This is a genomic window from Halobacillus locisalis (assembly GCF_013694105.1).
In the GTDB taxonomy this organism is placed as follows: Bacteria; Bacillota; Bacilli; order Bacillales; family Halobacillaceae; genus Halobacillus; species Halobacillus locisalis.
In genome coordinates this window covers 1,071,515-1,086,470 of record NZ_JACEFG010000001.1, presented here as the reverse complement: position 1 = coordinate 1,086,470, position 14,956 = coordinate 1,071,515, and the positions used below count along the sequence as shown (strand labels likewise).

The window sequence follows — 14,956 nt, the reverse complement described above, 5'->3', positions numbered from 1 at the left end:
CCAAAAACATCCACCTTCATTAGGTGGATGTTTATTTACATGAAGAATTCACTCAGTTTTTCGACGGTCGTGGAAAGGTCTTCGTGAATGACATAATCAAATAAATGATCGCTTGGTGTCGGTTCATTATTAATAAGTATGGTGGTGGTTTTATCCTTTGCGTAATGAGGGAGCATATTGAACGGAGTCACCAATAATGAAGTGCCCATTACGAGTAACACTTCAGAGTGTCTCACAGCTTTTTCTGAAATTTCGTGAGCTGTAATCATATCTCCGAATAATAGAACGTCTGGCTTCAGGTATTCCCCGCAGCTTCCGCACGTAGGTGTTTCGAAAGACATGACATGGGATAGTGAATAGCTTTCAAGGCAGTTCGGACAAGTGGCTCCTTTTAAACTGCCGTGGTATTCAATGACATTGGTGCTCCCAGCTAGACCGTGTAAGCCATCTACGTTTTGAGTGATCACTGTTACCTCTCGATTAGGGCTTTCTAATCTTTTAATAAATTGATGGGTCACGTTCGGTTTGTAGTGGTCGAGAAGCTTGATTCGAAATATCGCTTTATACTTTTTCCAAAAGTCTTCAGGGTCATGGAAAAAGTAGTCAGCAGACATATAAAACTCACGGTCATGATCTTCAGTCCACAACCCTTCACTTGATCTGAAGTCAGGAATCCCACTGGCAGTTGAAACACCAGCTCCTGTCAGAACGGTGATGGATTCACTTGACTTTAGGTGTAAAGCAACCGTCTCATACATAAATTCCGCTCCTCACTAACGTTTATTGAACCCTTTTCTCTTAACGAAATCTGTGACATCCATTCGCATCGTATTTGTAAATCGACGAAGCATTTGTTGTGTCCAAGAGTCCAGACGCTTATTGCTATCCCTGGATTTGTAATAGTCTTGTATTTGATCGTCAAATCGATCAAGAATTTTCTCGTGAGGTTGGTACTCATTCTCAAAGTAAACCGCTTCTTTAGGGAGTCTAGGCTTTCGGTCTGGTTGATGATCCGGAACACCAATGACCATTCCAAATAAAGGTATGACGTGTTGAGGTAAGGATAAAAGGTCGTCTACTTGTTGAATATTATTACGTAAGCTTCCGATATAACAAATCCCTAAACCTAGTGCTTCGGCGGCAATCGCTGCGTTTTGAGCGGCTAGAGCTGCATCGATTGCTGATACAAGAAAGTGCTCGCTATTTTCAAGATTCTCAAGCATCTTTTCATAATCTTGCTGATCAGCCTTTACTGTAGCTCTGTGAAGGTCAGCACAAAAAACAAGAAGGTGTCCATTATTTTTAACATAGCTCTGACCGGAAACTTCAGCTAGAGCTGCTTTCTTTTGTTGGTCTGTAATGCCGATTATACTGTAAGCCATCATGTAGCTTGATGTAGAGGCTTGTTGCGCGGCAGTGATGATGGTATCTCGTTGCTCTTCGGTTAGCGGGATATCTTTGAATTTTCGGATGGAACGGTGATTAAGCAATGTTTCGATTGTTGGATTCATAGTAAGAAACTCCTTTATTTATAAGTCCATGTTGTTTCTAGCCATGTGTTTTTGGTTATAGATGATGGATCACTCGAAACTATTAGTAACTGGTTATTTTTAAAAGTAACAGATTGAATCTCATATTGGTATTGATTCGGCCTCGGTATTAGGTTATCATCGTTGTCCAATTCTAAAGAGACAGGTTGCATGGTTTGGAGATCGATGACCAATAACTGATGAATGTTTGTACCATTTTCCCTTTTTCTTTCAAATAAAAAGCTGGCAAAAGCTTCATCAATAGACAGTTGTTGATCGACTAGAGCACTCAGGTCACTTAATAGAAACGAAGCTCCCTTCTTTAAATCAAGTAGTAATGTAGAACATTTATTCTGGTGGCAAGCAAATGTAACAACGTACAAATCCTCATGTATAGGTTTAAAAGTGAGGGACTGAAATTTCTTTAGAGGATCATGAAAATTATGTACATACTTAGAAAGAATCGGGTAGTCATCAAGACGAAAGGAATAGACTTTTTCATTGATTATGACTTCATGTTCTAAAGCTGATTCGGATGGCTGACGTTCAGAATTATTTTGGGTGCTTTCAGTTTGCACACCCTCTAAATTAGCGGACTGAGCGGTTTTATGAGATGATTGACAACCTGCTAATGTGAAAATAAGTATTCCTAGAATTGTACACCATTTTTTCATTAAAATCCCCCACTTTTCTCTTCTCTATCAAAAGGATATCACAATTTGAATGACATAAGCGTGAGACTGATGAGGTATAAGATGAAATTATATTTTCTGAATTTTATAAAAAAGAAGGATTCTGTCGATTTGTGGAGAATATATAAATAAAAAATACTTCATTCATTAGGGGAGGGAGTTATAAGTGGCAGCTGTCTATGATTTCAGTTATTACAGGGCGAGGAAATTGGTCAAGAATCGGATGAAGGATAAAGGGTTAATCTATGAAGTTTACTTTTCTACCGTGCAATTCGTCTATGTGAACCTATGGCGAAATCATCAAGACGGAATGGAGTTCTTAACAACCCACACGGATTTAAAAGAACTGTTTAACGGAGACGAACAAAAATTCGCCACTACGTTTATGTTGATCCATAAGTATTGGGAGTTAGAACCGGTAGCGTGCCACGGAATGTTTGATCAGTTTCAAACAATAGGTGATGTGTGTCATTACATCGAAAGAAAAGTGAAAACTATGTAGACATGATTTATTCATGTCTCATAGCTTTCACTCTTTTTTTGGTATTCAAAAATCCCGTATAAACTTGAATGATTCCGAATCCAAGGATCAAGGTTCCGATCGACAAAGAGAAAGCTGGGCTGACGACAACGTGGATAAGTCCGATCATAATGAGCAACCCGTAGTGCTTAGACTTAAAGCTATGGTAGGAACCGATTAATGTAAGAAGAGTCAGTGTAAGGATATAGGGTGTGAATAGAACACCCGGTTGGAAAAGTAACATGTTTTTCACCTCAATAGTACGCATATAATTTAACCAAATGGTGTATTCTTCGTTGTGAAAGATCGAAGAAGTACACAGTCATAAATATATGATTACCCAATATTTTCTAATGCTAAACGTGTTCTGGTGTTTTTTTTAATGGACAAATGTGACATATAGACAAGTGAAAGATCTTGTCATTTTGGGTATCGTATAGATATAGATTTTTTTGACACATATGCCGATTATTTAGAGGAGTGTTAGCTGTGAATGGAAGAATAGAAGTCGAACATTTATCCAAGACTTTCAAAAAAGGAAATGTACAAGCCGTTAGAGACGTGTCATTTGAGGTGGAAGAAGGGGAGTTTTTCGCTTTTTTAGGGCCTAACGGTGCTGGTAAGTCGACAACGGTCCAAATATTGACGACGCTCATTAATGCAACCGGTGGAAAAGCGCTTGTGGCTGGGCATGACGTAGTAAAAGAGCCGGATGAAGTACGGAGGTATATTGGAGTTGCATTGCAAGAAACTGGCGTGGACCCCGACTTAACAGGGCGAGAATTATTAGAACTTCAAGCAAGGATCTTCGGTTTTAATAAAGAAGGGTCCAGAAAAAGATCGGTTGACTTATTGGATATTGTTCAGCTTACAGAAGATGCAGATCGAAGAGTGGGAAATTACTCAGGTGGAATGAGACGTCGCTTAGACTTGGCGCTGACATTGGTTAATGAACCTAAGATCTTGTTTTTGGATGAACCGACGACCGGTTTGGATCCGTCCAATCGAATGGCGATATGGAAGGAGCTTCGGCGTTTGAATGAAGAAAATGGGACGACCATTTTCTTAACGACACAGTACTTAGAAGAGGCAGACTCACTTGCTCATCGGATCAGCATTATCAATAGAGGTGAAATTGTTGCTACAGGGACTCCTAAAGAATTAAAATCCCAAATCGGTAATGATCTGATCACGCTCACGTTTAAAACAAAAGGGGATTTAGATCGAGCGGAAGAGGTATTGACTCGATCAGTAGGTGAAAGAGAGGTCATTGTACAGAATAGTAAACTAACGATTTACGTTGATGATGGAGCGCAAGAGATGGTTGAAATAGTCCGTATGCTGGATCAAGAAGAGGTCGAAGTGGATTCTGTGAATTTATCATCTCCGACATTAGATGATATCTTCTTAAAAATTACAAGTGAACAGCAAGGAAAGGGTGGTGAGAAATAATGGGGAACAGTGTTTGGAAAGATACGTGGCTCATTACTGTAAGAAATATTAAAACGACGATCCGAAACCCTTTTTCGTTTATACCGAACTTGATCATCTCAGCTTTCTTCCTACTAGTATACGAAGGAGGGTTAAGTGGGATCGCTCAGCTGCCAACGTTTGATGGAGCGAATTATTTAGCATTTATTCTTCCTGTCTCGATCGTTTCTGCCGCCATTGGTGGTGCTGGTGGAGCTGGACAGGGGATCGTCAAAGATATTGAGAATGGATTTTTTTCTCGTTTATTACTGACACCGGCTTCACGATTGGCTATCGTCCTCGGGCCGATCATTGCAGGTATGCTCCAATTGTTTGTGCAAACAATCCTCATTATTTGTATCGGCTTCTTACTTGGATTAAAAGTAGAAACGGGTTTCTTAGGTGTCCTATTTGTTCTTTTCATTGCCATAGGATGGGGGCTTGCCTTTGCGGGGTATTCCGCAGGTGTTGCTCTACGTACCAAAAACGCTCAAGCCTCTCAGTCAGGCACATTAATCTTTTTTCCGCTGATTTTCTTAAGTACTACCTTTGTTCCTTATGAATTAATTGATGCACAATGGTTGAAGATTGCAGCTACAATCAATCCAACCACCTATATTTTTGAAAGTATGAGAACCGTTTTAATTGATGGATGGATTTTCTGGGACATGATGCAAGGTGTGATTGCCATTGTCGTTGTGTGTGCACTTACCATCACATTTGCTGCGGTATCTGCTAAGAAAGCAGTAGCGCGAGGATAAATTATGGATTTCCTACATTTTCTTGTTTGATTTGATATAATAGAACGAACTAAACGTTAGGAGTTGATGTTTTATGTCAAATAAAAAAATGCTTTTCTCTCAAAACAAACAAAATCAATTATCGGGAGGGCGCATGAACTCTTAACGTCCTCCTGAACGACTAGGAGGAATTCCATGCAACGTGTAGAAGAAGTAAAGCCTAATAATTTCTTTGTCAATCAATGTAAAGAAAACGAACAGTTAGGGAGGGTTCTCTTAGGTGCTCATGGTATTTATACGCTATTAACTATGAACGGCACATTAGAGGGCCGCCTTTCTGGTCGCTTTCATCACGAATTGACAGAGGCGAGAGACTACCCGGCCGTAGGTGACTGGGTAGTTTATGTGGGCGATGGTCGTGCTTGTGTAATCATTCAACGTGTTTTGAATAGACGAACGTTACTTTCCAGAAAAAAAGCTGGAACAACGACAGATGAACAAGTGATGGTTTCGAATGTAGATGTCGTGTTCATTGTCACGGCTTTAACGAAGGAGTTCAATGTTCGTCGAATCGAGCGATATGTTCATCAAGTTTATGAAAGTTGCGCTAGGCCGGTCATCATTTGTACAAAAAAGGATTTGTGCGAAGATGTAACTGGAAGAATTGGTGAAGTAGAAAGGGTAGCACCGGGTGTACCGGTATATGCGACGAATAATCTTACAGGTGAAGGTATGGCAGACATCATGAAAGAATGTGTATCTGGTGAAACGATTACGCTGATCGGGTCTTCAGGAGTAGGGAAGTCCACCTTGATCAACCACATGTTGAATGCAGAGGTTCAAGATACTAAAGATGCTCGTTCGAAAGACGATCGAGGACGTCATACAACGACCCATCGAGAGTTGTTCACTCTATCGAATGGTGCGTTCATGATTGACACGCCAGGTATGCGTGAACTCCAATTGTGGGGGGATTCAGACACGATAGATCAGACCTTCGAAGATATAGAGGCTTACAGTCACCATTGTAAATTTAGAGACTGCTCGCATTCAAATGAGCCTCAATGTGAAGTTCTAAGGGCAATTGATGATGGAGAGTTAGATGATGCTAGACTCATCAATTATCATAAATTAAAGCGAGAACTGAAACGACTCGAGTTAAAAGAAAAGTATGGGAGCCATCGTACAAACAGAATGTTGCATGGTCCGAATAAAATCTAGTGAAGAAGAACCGGAGCATTTGCCTCCGGTTCTTTTTGTCGAAAGATTCTATTTAATTCTTTAAGTGTTTGGACTGCTGAATGGTTGAATGGACCTCTCACTTGAATGAAAGATGAATAGGGTCGAGAAGTGCAAAAAGAAACCGAGCACCCCTGAAAGGACGCTCGGTTTTTGTCTTACTTGTTCATATATTTGTCAACTTCCCATTTGCTTACAATCAAGGAATACTCTGTCCATTCTACTTCTTTAGCACTGATGTACTGTTCAGAAGTGTGGTCACCAAGAGCATTTAGAAGGACTGTGTCTTTCTTCAACGCATTGATTGCTTCTTTTAAGTTAGTTGGCAGAGTAGGTACGCTATCATCTGTTACTTCATACAAGTTACGGCTTTCAGCTTTACCTGCATCTAGGCCGTTACGGATCCCTTCAAGGCCTGCTTGAATAAGAACAGCAAGGGTAAGATAAGGGTTTGCTGTAGGATCTGGGTTACGTACTTCGAATCGAGTTCCTTTTCCACGAGTTGTAGGAACGCGAATCATACAACTACGGTTAGAGTGAGACCAAGCAACACTTACGGGAGCTTCATAACCAGGAACTAGACGCTTGTAAGAGTTGACGTTCGGGTTCGTGATCGCCGCAATACCGCTTGCATGGTGAAGGATACCAGCGATAAATTGTTTCATAGTTTTAGAAACACCATCATCAGCATCTTCGTCATAGAAGGCACTATCGCCATTTTGGAACAGGGATAAGTGGCAGTGCATGCCTGATCCGTTCTCTCCGGCAATTGGTTTTGGCATGAAGGTTGCGTGGTACTCGTGATTCGTCGCAATATCTTTTACTACATTCTTAAACGTTTGGATATTATCAGCTGTTTTCAGCATGTTATCGAAGCGGAAGTTAATCTCATGCTGCCCCATAGCAACTTCATGGTGGGACGCTTCCATTTCGAATCCGTAATTCTTCAATGTACGGACGATATCACGACGCACTTTATCCCCTTTGTCTTTTGGAGAAGCATCAAAGTATCCTCCGCGGTCATTCATTTGGCGTACAGGATAGCCCTCTTTATCTAATTTGAATAGGAAGAATTCAGGCTCAGGACCAACATTTACTGTATAGCCCATTTCTTCTGCGTCTTGCATGGCACGTTTAAGTATATAACGAGGGTCTCCCTCGAATGGAGTTCCGTCTGGCTTGTAGATGTCACAAATAAATCGAGCACTGCGGTCTTCATCGACCATTGATGGAAGAATCAAGAATGTATCCAAATCTGGAACAAGATACATATCACTTTCTTGGATGGCAGAAAACCCGGAAATAGAAGAACTGTCAAACATTGCTTCATTGTTAAGTACCATATCCAACTCTTCAATAGGTAACTCTACATTTTTGGTATCCCCAAGCATATCTGTGAACTCTAGTACAATAAATTCAACTTTGTTTTCTTCAACTTGTTGTTTGATTGTTTCTTTAGTGTGTGTCATACATGACCCTCTCTTTAATGTATTATTTGAGTGATATCATCCAAAAAGCTTGGAATCTTTCCTCTTGTTCAACCCTATGTAAGGAATACTAACATAAGATGTAGGTAAATCTCAAATATCTTTTTGAATATTTCCCGAATTTTGTGATAATAAACCTCTTAATTGCAGGAAAATCGAAAAAATAAAATCATAGACTAATAAATAGGGAGGGGTAAAAAGTGCAACATAAGCTTTTTTTCATTCAGGTAATCGCAATATTTGTATGCTTATGGCTCATTGCTTACGTCGAATTCGAGTTAAAGCCTTACGTTACACATTCAATTTCAATCCATGCCTATGTGGTCATCAGTCAATTGCTTTATATACCGGTCGGGATGCTGCTGGTTCTTCCGAAGTGGATGAGCCTTTTAAAGCGAGACGGAAGAATCAAGGTCCATCTTTGGAAGTTAATGGTTCTGGGTGGTCCGTCGCTTTATGTCATAGCCGTTCCCTATTTGTTGAAAGTTGAATCCTTGCTCCCGTTATTTTTTATACGAATCCTTCTATTGGAGTTGTAGCTCAAGTGATTCTAGGATATGTTCTGTTGGATAGTTTGTATGTAGAATCTACGTCTCTTGAGGAAAATTGAGCTTCTACCAACAGGATTAATGGACGTATCGCCATTTATCCATTATAATCGTGTCTGTAAAAGCTATTGAAACGGCTACATAACTTCATATGAAAGGATGATGATGATGAGTAAAACATTCATTTTTGGACATAAGAATCCAGATACAGATACGATTACTTCCGCTATTGTTTATTCTCACTTAAAACAAGCTCTTGGTATGGAAACGGAGGCAGTACGTTTAGGCGAGGTAAATGGAGAAACGCAATTCGCGCTTGAGCAGTTTGGGGTAGAAGCTCCTCGATTCGTAGAAAAAGTGTCAAATGAAGTGGAGCAAGTGATTCTAGTCGATCATAACGAGCGTCAGCAAAGTGTAGACGATATTGATGACGTACAAGTGTTGGAAGTGATCGATCATCACAGAATTGCCAATTTTGAAACGGAAGGACCTCTCTACTATCGTGCAGAACCTGTCGGATGTACGGCTACCATCCTGAATAAATTGTTTAAAGAGAAAGGTGTGCAAATCCCTAAGGATATTGCTGGTTTAATGTTATCTGCAATTATTTCGGATTCCTTATTATTCAAATCCCCAACTTGCACGGATGAGGATCGTCAGGCAGCTGAAGAGTTAGCTGAAATTGCGGGCGTAGATGCTCATGCTTACGGGCTAGACATGTTAAAAGCAGGTGCAGACATTAGTGGTAAGTCACCTGAAGAGTTGATTTCTTTAGATGCAAAAGAGTTCGACATGGGTAGCAAAAAGGTAGAGATTGCGCAGGTTAACACAGTGGACACGGATGACGTGCTATCATTTAAGGGTGATTTAGAGAGTGCGATGGACAAAGTTGTTTCCGAAAAGGGTCTTGACTTATTCCTGCTTGTAGTTACTGATATTCTGGAAAACGATTCGACTGTTATAGCAGTTGGTGAGGAAAAACAAGCGGTCATAGATGCATTTGGTGTCGAGCTTGAAGGGAATCAAGCCGTTCTAGAAGGGGTAGTTTCCCGTAAGAAGCAAATAGTTCCGCCTTTGAACCAACTTTTTGCGTAAAAAAATGCGATCTCCTAAATAATAGGGGATCGCATTTTTTTATGTTTTGAATTCCACTCTTCTCGTAAGATTCCCATCCGGATAGAATCATAATACTCCCCTTGATAAATCCTTGTCTTTCTCAATCTGCCTTCGAGCCTCATACCAAGTTTCTCGGCAACACGCATCATGCGCTCATTTCTAGACCATGTTGTAAGTCCCACCCGTGCTAGAGGTAATACTTGAAATAGGTGATCGATCCATAGCTTAAGTGCTTCACTTCCAAACCCGCCATTCCAATAATCGGGGTCATATATTCCGATCCCCACTTCGAGCCATAGAGAGGGTTTGTGTTCCCAATAATAAGTGACTGTACCGATGATTTTCCCGTTCACTTCGATAATCAATCTAGAATCAGGCTCACCAGCAGCTAGGCGCTCTTGTCTTGCGTATTCGTGACTTCGATAACTTTCAAGTGTGTGTGGTTCAAGCGGATAATAGGGAGCGTCCCATTTTTTCCATTCTGGCTCTTCGCTACTATAGATCATTTTCCAAAGTGAGGAGATATCTTTGTCTTCTATACTTCGCAACTTTATCCTTTTTCCGATCAGTAGAGTTGTAGTTTCAGGCATATTAATTCTCCTCCGTATTATTTCTATCTTTATCCTATCATATTCAGGGAGTTTTTAACTTACCTTGAGTGGGTATAAATGAGAAGGAAGGTTACATATAAAGGATGATGATATGATAAAAATCGCTGCGTTTTCGAAGGACGAAGGACTACGGGATGATTTATCCCTTAAACAACTTTCTGAGAGGGATTGGGACTGGTACTGGGTAGACTTTGAATCACCAGCAGATGGAGAAGTTGAATTATTAGAAAGTTACTTTCATTTTCATCCTCTTGCTGTGGAAGACTGTCTTCATGATTTGCAAAGGCCGAAGCTCGATTATTACGATGATCACACATTTTTCGTCATTCACTCTATAAATCCACAAACGCTGGAGAGGGAAGAAATAAACATATTTCTAGGGGAATGTTACATTGTTACCTTTCATAAGAAGCCCGCAAAAGCGTTTGATGTGGCAAGGAAAATGTTGCTGAAACACAAAGGGAAAGAGGACGTGGATGAATACTTTATCTTGCATCAGATTTTGGATAAAGTAGTAGACAATTATTTTCCCATTGTGTACAGAATTGAAGATCATATTAACGAAATCGAAGATAATACGAAAAACCTATCAATGGAACGCTTATTGGATGAACTGTTTGATCGCCGGGGTGAACTTCTGACGTTGAGGCAGACCGTTCATCCGATGCGTGATCTGCTATATCGTGTATTGAATACTCACCATTTGGACGGGGTTCGTGATCGTAGGGAGTATTTTATGGATATCCACGATCATCTAATCAAAGTAGCAGATATCATCGCATCGAATAGAGAGATGACCCAAGATATTAGAGATAGTTATTTATCTTTAAACTCTCATCAAACCAATCGGACAATGCAGATCCTGACGGTGATTTCAGTTATATTCATGCCACTTACATTTATTGTTGGTATTTATGGGATGAATTTTCAGCATATGCCTGAGTTATCATGGGATTTTGGCTACTTGGCTGTTTGGGTAATCATGTTAGCGATTGCTTTCGGAATGTTTCGCTGGTTTAAAAACAAAGGCTGGTTTGATTAAAAAATCTCTTCCCGATCAGGGAAGAGATTTTTTCATTCTAAAGACTGAGTAAAGTTCCTTCCCTTGCCTGTTCAGTTGGCGGGTCGTTCCAGGCTACAATAAATGTAGTTGGTACAGAGGAGGGAAAGAGGATGTTTAATGAATATGAGCTCTCCATACAAGTTTCTGATCGGAGAACCAAATAGACTCAAAGTTAAGTGAGAATATCATGATCCACGTATCGTTTTCCATTCAATTCACTGACAACATGTATGGCTACTTTCGCGCCATCCCCTGAAGTGATGATGGTGTGTACACTAACACCGGCCACGGTGCCCGCAGCCCATACTTTAGGCATATCTGTGTGACCATTTGCATCCGTTTCGATAATTTTGGATACACGAGGCTCAATACCATCTTTGATGGAAAGGCCGAATTGATCAGCTAACTTCACTGACATTCCTGTCGCGAAAATAATGTGTTCCGCATTGAAACTAGATTCGCTTGTTGTAAGGGTGTATACTCCTCCACTATCCTTGATTTCCATTACTTCATCATTTACTATCTCAGTACCGAATTTCTCAGCTTGTTCTTGGCCTTTTTTTAAAAGTTCAGGTCCTTTAATACTGTCGACTCCATAATGATTCTCTACCCATGCTTTGGACGTGATGCTCTTTCCGTGATCAAATAAAATTGTTTTCTTATTCGCCTTAGATGTGAACAAGGCTGCGCTTGCACCTGCCGGACCTCCGCCTATAATAGCTACATCATACATGTGAGATCACTCCTTGAATTTAGAATTTTCTCATAACTATTATATCTAAAATCAAACTTAATGAAAAACAATTTTATATTGAAAGGCGTAATGAAATTAGATGCAAACACAAAAGGTAGAAGTTCACCATTCGCGGTGTCTTCTACCTTTAGTATTATAGAAATGATTATTTTTAATTTTCCTGTAAAAGAAGTTTTCATGTATGAAGATATAATGGCAATTAAAGAAGGCGGCCGAACACATAATTAATGAGGAACCATAAAATTCCGAAGAAAATAATTAAATAAGTGATGTACTTTATAGCAGCTACTCCGACCTTACTATTATCTGTTTTCTTTTCCTTATGTTCAATTTCAACATCACGGTCTTCTTTCATTTCATTCACTCTCCTATACAAAAGTTATACGATGATAGAAGTATTCGCGTTCATCATAGACTCAGTGTATTTCTTTCGACAACTTGTATTAGCGATGTGTTCTTCCCAACATTTCTCTAATTCATTGTATGATACTTCAACGTTCTCCCCGTCAATAATAAGTATTATGGGCTGGTCCATGTCCATGAATAGAAAGAATGACATAAGCTTTGGTAGATGACCAGCATCCGCGATAAGCTGCCCTTGATGTAAGTACATTTGATGATTATTAGCGCTGATCAATTTGTGCATTTTCATAACCTGCTTGGTTGTCAATGGCTGGTGGAATTGAATTTGATACGAGTACAGCTCTTTCAAAATCATCACCTCCAAATTATTTAATGTTTTATTACAATACTGTTACCCTTACAAAAGTTGTACTAAACCGATGAAGCTCAAGTTTCTTAGTGTTCATAAATCATCTTTCTAGTCATACCGCCATCGACTGTGATGTTTTCGCCTGTAACAAAGTCGTTATCTTTATCTGATAAGAAGAAAGCGGCTTTTACGACGTCATTCGCGTGACCGACGCGGTTAGACAAATGTTGTTGGTGGTCAACCTCTCTCAATTTGTCGTGGTCTCCAGTGTGAATCCATCCAGGACTTATGGAGTTGACACGAATCGAATATGGGGATAAGGAGGTTGCCATAGCGTGTGTAAGGGCGATCATGCCTCCTTTGCTCGCAGCATATCCCTCAGAATTCGGTTCAGACATGAAGGCGCGCGTGGATGCGATATTAATGATTCTTCCTTTTTGATTATTTTCTTTCCAAACCGCACCTGCCTGTTTGGAAAATAAAAAGGCACTTCGCAAATTCGTATTCATAATGAGATCCCAATTCTCTACGTCCATCTCAAATAGGTTTGTAAACTCACTTGTTCCCGCATTGTTGATCAATATGGTAAAGGAGTGGTTATGGTCAGCGATCCATTGAAACAATCGCTTTATAGAAGAGGGGTTGGCAACATCGCAATAATGGAAAAAGCAGCGTCCACCCATATCATGTATCTCTTTAGTTAGTTGTTCGCCTCCATCCTGATCTTTATCGCAAGCGAGCACAGTTGCACCGCTTTCTGCATAAGCTAAGGCTAGTCCGTAACCAATGCCATTGCTCGCTCCTGTGATGAGTACTGTATCGTTAGTCATTTTCATATCTATTCCTCCTCAGGAAGTAGATTTCCTTATTTTTAACCGAGTAAACCTGCAATGGCAGCGAGAAGCTTGTGAAGGTTGCCGGAACATGATATTATCTTACAAACTCGGAGGTGATCGTTTGTCGAATGTCACACTAGTCGATGTATTTAAACATCGAATCACACAAAAATATTTACAACGGTCAGGGATTAACCATGCGGTCACCGTAGCCTGTTATGCGTATGACCTGTCTTTAGAGGAAGAGGTGGATCCTGACCTTGCTACGAAATCAGCTTTGCTTCACGACATGGGCCACTATGAATGGTACCGCGATGGTAAATGGGATTACGAAGAGTATAGAAGGCATGATATTCATGCTATTAAGGGTGCTGAACGTGCCCACAAGCTATTGATTCGTCTTGGAGAGAGTCGAACAACAGCTAAAGAGGTCTCATTAGCTGTTTTGCTTCATACTGACAGCTACTTACCATTTGAGTTAAAGGGTAAGCGAACGGCTCTTCAAGAGGTCGTCAGAAAAGCCGATGAGAAGGATGAACAGCCGCAAGGATTACATCATTATAAAGAAATGGATAAGAGTGAAGCGTTGAAGATTTTACATCAACTTGATTTAGCAGTAGCAAAAGCTAAGAAAATGCCATAATAAAATGATCATAATTGCTCGAGATGCCACGTATTGTAATTCTGTGGCATTTTTTGTTCTCAGCTTTCTGAAGCCAAGGTTAGTACCTTTGGCTTTTTTATTATGGTTTCTAAACGTTTATTGATGAAGATTGGAGGGGGGTGAACCCTTATGACGATTCAATTTTTTATTTTTACCGTAACCATCAGTGCCCGTAGAAAGAAGAAGTATCCACCGATTCCCGGATATCATCCGACAGCAGAAGACCAATGGCTGGATCGGAAATCCTTATTCAATCATTATCTTTAAATGGGGGGATGAAAAATGGTCGGGTTTCTAATTGATGAACTCATGAGACGATTCAAGATCGAGAGGGATACGGGCTAGTAGGAGGGGGTGTAAAGGGAACGACGGCATAGGTGAACTTCAAGATCGTAAAACCTCGCTTAGTCGAAAGCTGACTAAGCGAGGCTTTAGTTTTCAACGAATGTTTAGAGGTGAAATTATGGTCATGGTAGGTTAAAAGAAGCTCGGAATGTCACTTTCTTCACTAGGGTAGGCCCACAAAAGTGAAGATAATTGATGCTTTGTCATTCTTTGAGTCATAGCAACCAAGAACAGGTTCACTAGATGGTCGGCTGAACGAGCCAAAAAATGTGCTCCGATGATTTCATCCGTTTCAGGGTTTGTTAAAATCTTTACATATGCTTCTTTATCTTGTGTCCGCCGATAAGTAAAGAAAGAAGAAATGTCTTTAGATTGTACTTCGTACGGAATATTACGTTCGCTCGCTTCTTGCTGGGTGATTCCGATTTTCGCTAACTTCGGGTAAGTGAAGACAACAGAAGGGACAAGTGGCTGATTCTGATAGGTTTGACTTTCTTCTAATAGGTGCTGTGTTAATCGTTCGGCTTCTTTACCGGCGACGGGCGTTAATGGGGGAAGTCCGCTGTCCGCTACGTCACCTGCCGCATAAATATGGCTGCGTGAAACAGACTGGAAGTTTTCGTTTACTTT

Annotated in this window: 20 protein-coding genes; 9 read left to right on the top strand and 11 right to left on the bottom strand. The window is 40.4% G+C overall.

Annotated elements, in window-relative coordinates; genetic code table 11:
* Positions 1-35: 35 nt before the first annotated feature.
* Genes H0266_RS05725 through H0266_RS05715 form a run of 3 tightly spaced genes read right to left on the bottom strand, consistent with a single transcriptional unit; the run spans position 36 to position 2,203 of the window.
* Entirely contained in the window at positions 36-758 is a 723-nt protein-coding gene (locus H0266_RS05725; protein ID WP_181471401.1) for an NAD-dependent protein deacylase, read from the bottom strand.
* A 15-nt stretch (positions 759-773) separates the two neighbouring features.
* Complete coding sequence (gene nfsA, locus H0266_RS05720) at positions 774-1,511, bottom strand: oxygen-insensitive NADPH nitroreductase (protein ID WP_181471400.1); 738 nt, start codon at positions 1,509-1,511, stop codon at positions 774-776.
* A 14-nt stretch (positions 1,512-1,525) separates the two neighbouring features.
* Positions 1,526-2,203: a hypothetical protein gene (locus H0266_RS05715; protein WP_181471399.1), complete on the bottom strand. Its 678-nt coding sequence runs from the start codon at positions 2,201-2,203 to the stop codon at positions 1,526-1,528.
* Positions 2,204-2,387: 184 nt separating this feature from the next.
* On the opposite strand from H0266_RS05715, the gene H0266_RS05710 reads away from it, so the two are divergent.
* Complete coding sequence (locus H0266_RS05710) at positions 2,388-2,723, top strand: hypothetical protein (RefSeq protein ID WP_181471398.1); 336 nt, start codon at positions 2,388-2,390, stop codon at positions 2,721-2,723.
* 7 nt (positions 2,724-2,730) lie between these two features.
* On the opposite strand, the gene H0266_RS05705 is transcribed toward H0266_RS05710, so the two are convergent.
* The gene (locus H0266_RS05705) at positions 2,731-2,985 is read right to left on the bottom strand and encodes a hypothetical protein (protein WP_220127118.1); all 255 of its coding nucleotides are present in this window, start codon (positions 2,983-2,985) and stop codon (positions 2,731-2,733) included.
* Between the two features lie 245 nt (positions 2,986-3,230).
* Here H0266_RS05705 and H0266_RS05700 point away from each other — a divergent pair, with 245 nt between their 5' ends.
* From H0266_RS05700 to rsgA, 3 genes are all read left to right on the top strand, one after another.
* Positions 3,231-4,193, top strand: a complete 963-nt coding sequence (locus tag H0266_RS05700; RefSeq protein ID WP_181471396.1) for an ATP-binding cassette domain-containing protein — start codon at positions 3,231-3,233, stop codon at positions 4,191-4,193.
* A complete protein-coding gene (locus H0266_RS05695; protein ID WP_181471395.1) occupies positions 4,193-4,972 on the top strand; it encodes an ABC transporter permease in 780 nt (259 codons plus the stop codon). The genes H0266_RS05700 and H0266_RS05695 overlap by 1 nt, the downstream gene beginning before the upstream one ends.
* A 174-nt stretch (positions 4,973-5,146) precedes the next feature.
* Positions 5,147-6,172 (top strand): ribosome small subunit-dependent GTPase A, encoded by a 1,026-nt coding sequence (gene rsgA, locus H0266_RS05690; protein ID WP_181471394.1) that lies wholly within the window; start codon positions 5,147-5,149, stop codon positions 6,170-6,172.
* 176 nt (positions 6,173-6,348) lie between these two features.
* Here rsgA and H0266_RS05685 read toward each other — a convergent pair whose 3' ends face one another.
* Positions 6,349-7,659 carry a glutamine synthetase family protein gene (locus H0266_RS05685; RefSeq protein ID WP_181471393.1) on the bottom strand — a complete coding sequence of 437 codons (1,311 nt, stop codon included), beginning with the start codon at positions 7,657-7,659 and terminating at the stop codon, positions 6,349-6,351.
* A gap of 218 nt (positions 7,660-7,877) precedes the next feature.
* On the opposite strand from H0266_RS05685, the gene H0266_RS05680 reads away from it, so the two are divergent.
* Together H0266_RS05680 and H0266_RS05675 are read left to right on the top strand one after the other, a co-directional pair.
* Positions 7,878-8,216, top strand: coding sequence for a hypothetical protein (locus H0266_RS05680; protein ID WP_181471392.1), 339 nt, complete (start codon positions 7,878-7,880; stop codon positions 8,214-8,216).
* Positions 8,217-8,393: 177 nt separating this feature from the next.
* Positions 8,394-9,320, top strand: coding sequence for a manganese-dependent inorganic pyrophosphatase (locus H0266_RS05675; RefSeq protein ID WP_181471391.1), 927 nt, complete (start codon positions 8,394-8,396; stop codon positions 9,318-9,320).
* A gap of 14 nt (positions 9,321-9,334) precedes the next feature.
* Here H0266_RS05675 and H0266_RS05670 read toward each other — a convergent pair whose 3' ends face one another.
* Positions 9,335-9,931 (bottom strand): GNAT family N-acetyltransferase, encoded by a 597-nt coding sequence (locus tag H0266_RS05670; RefSeq protein ID WP_181471390.1) that lies wholly within the window; start codon positions 9,929-9,931, stop codon positions 9,335-9,337.
* Between the two features lie 112 nt (positions 9,932-10,043).
* On the opposite strand from H0266_RS05670, the gene corA reads away from it, so the two are divergent.
* Positions 10,044-10,994, top strand: coding sequence for a magnesium/cobalt transporter CorA (gene corA, locus H0266_RS05665; protein ID WP_181471389.1), 951 nt, complete (start codon positions 10,044-10,046; stop codon positions 10,992-10,994).
* A gap of 193 nt (positions 10,995-11,187) precedes the next feature.
* Here corA and H0266_RS05660 read toward each other — a convergent pair whose 3' ends face one another.
* The 4 genes from H0266_RS05660 to H0266_RS05645 form a co-directional block, all read right to left on the bottom strand.
* Positions 11,188-11,748 carry an FAD-dependent oxidoreductase gene (locus H0266_RS05660; protein ID WP_181471388.1) on the bottom strand — a complete coding sequence of 187 codons (561 nt, stop codon included), beginning with the start codon at positions 11,746-11,748 and terminating at the stop codon, positions 11,188-11,190.
* A 220-nt stretch (positions 11,749-11,968) separates the two neighbouring features.
* Positions 11,969-12,124, bottom strand: coding sequence for a hypothetical protein (locus tag H0266_RS05655; protein ID WP_181471387.1), 156 nt, complete (start codon positions 12,122-12,124; stop codon positions 11,969-11,971).
* A gap of 24 nt (positions 12,125-12,148) precedes the next feature.
* On the bottom strand, positions 12,149-12,487 hold the full coding sequence (locus H0266_RS05650; protein ID WP_246363640.1) for a hypothetical protein: 339 nt from the start codon (positions 12,485-12,487) through the stop codon (positions 12,149-12,151).
* An 80-nt stretch (positions 12,488-12,567) separates the two neighbouring features.
* Positions 12,568-13,317, bottom strand: coding sequence for an SDR family NAD(P)-dependent oxidoreductase (locus tag H0266_RS05645; protein WP_181471385.1), 750 nt, complete (start codon positions 13,315-13,317; stop codon positions 12,568-12,570).
* Positions 13,318-13,438: 121 nt separating this feature from the next.
* On the opposite strand from H0266_RS05645, the gene H0266_RS05640 reads away from it, so the two are divergent.
* Together H0266_RS05640 and H0266_RS05635 are read left to right on the top strand one after the other, a co-directional pair.
* A complete protein-coding gene (locus tag H0266_RS05640; RefSeq protein ID WP_181471739.1) occupies positions 13,439-13,960 on the top strand; it encodes an HD domain-containing protein in 522 nt (173 codons plus the stop codon).
* A 150-nt stretch (positions 13,961-14,110) separates the two neighbouring features.
* Entirely contained in the window at positions 14,111-14,248 is a 138-nt protein-coding gene (locus H0266_RS05635) for a hypothetical protein (protein WP_181471384.1), read from the top strand.
* 210 nt (positions 14,249-14,458) lie between these two features.
* Here H0266_RS05635 and H0266_RS19740 read toward each other — a convergent pair whose 3' ends face one another.
* Positions 14,459-14,917 (bottom strand): hypothetical protein, encoded by a 459-nt coding sequence (locus H0266_RS19740; protein ID WP_425484293.1) that lies wholly within the window; start codon positions 14,915-14,917, stop codon positions 14,459-14,461.
* Between the last annotated feature and the right edge of the window lie 39 nt (positions 14,918-14,956).

Coding starts and splice junctions, on each gene's coding strand:
- H0266_RS05675 (WP_181471391.1), top strand. CDS start 8,394: ATGAGTAAAACATTCATTTTTGGACATAAGAATCCAGATACAGATACG.
- H0266_RS05715 (WP_181471399.1), bottom strand. CDS start 2,203: ATGAAAAAATGGTGTACAATTCTAGGAATACTTATTTTCACATTAGCA.
- H0266_RS05635 (WP_181471384.1), top strand. CDS start 14,111: ATGACGATTCAATTTTTTATTTTTACCGTAACCATCAGTGCCCGTAGA.
- H0266_RS05645 (WP_181471385.1), bottom strand. CDS start 13,317: ATGAAAATGACTAACGATACAGTACTCATCACAGGAGCGAGCAATGGC.
- H0266_RS05705 (WP_220127118.1), bottom strand. CDS start 2,985: ATGTTACTTTTCCAACCGGGTGTTCTATTCACACCCTATATCCTTACA.
- H0266_RS05650 (WP_246363640.1), bottom strand. CDS start 12,487: ATGATTTTGAAAGAGCTGTACTCGTATCAAATTCAATTCCACCAGCCA.
- H0266_RS05685 (WP_181471393.1), bottom strand. CDS start 7,659: ATGACACACACTAAAGAAACAATCAAACAACAAGTTGAAGAAAACAAA.
- H0266_RS05655 (WP_181471387.1), bottom strand. CDS start 12,124: ATGAAAGAAGACCGTGATGTTGAAATTGAACATAAGGAAAAGAAAACA.
- H0266_RS05670 (WP_181471390.1), bottom strand. CDS start 9,931: ATGCCTGAAACTACAACTCTACTGATCGGAAAAAGGATAAAGTTGCGA.
- H0266_RS05725 (WP_181471401.1), bottom strand. CDS start 758: ATGTATGAGACGGTTGCTTTACACCTAAAGTCAAGTGAATCCATCACC.
- H0266_RS05695 (WP_181471395.1), top strand. CDS start 4,193: ATGGGGAACAGTGTTTGGAAAGATACGTGGCTCATTACTGTAAGAAAT.
- rsgA (WP_181471394.1), top strand. CDS start 5,147: ATGCAACGTGTAGAAGAAGTAAAGCCTAATAATTTCTTTGTCAATCAA.
- nfsA (WP_181471400.1), bottom strand. CDS start 1,511: ATGAATCCAACAATCGAAACATTGCTTAATCACCGTTCCATCCGAAAA.
- H0266_RS05660 (WP_181471388.1), bottom strand. CDS start 11,748: ATGTATGATGTAGCTATTATAGGCGGAGGTCCGGCAGGTGCAAGCGCA.
- corA (WP_181471389.1), top strand. CDS start 10,044: ATGATAAAAATCGCTGCGTTTTCGAAGGACGAAGGACTACGGGATGAT.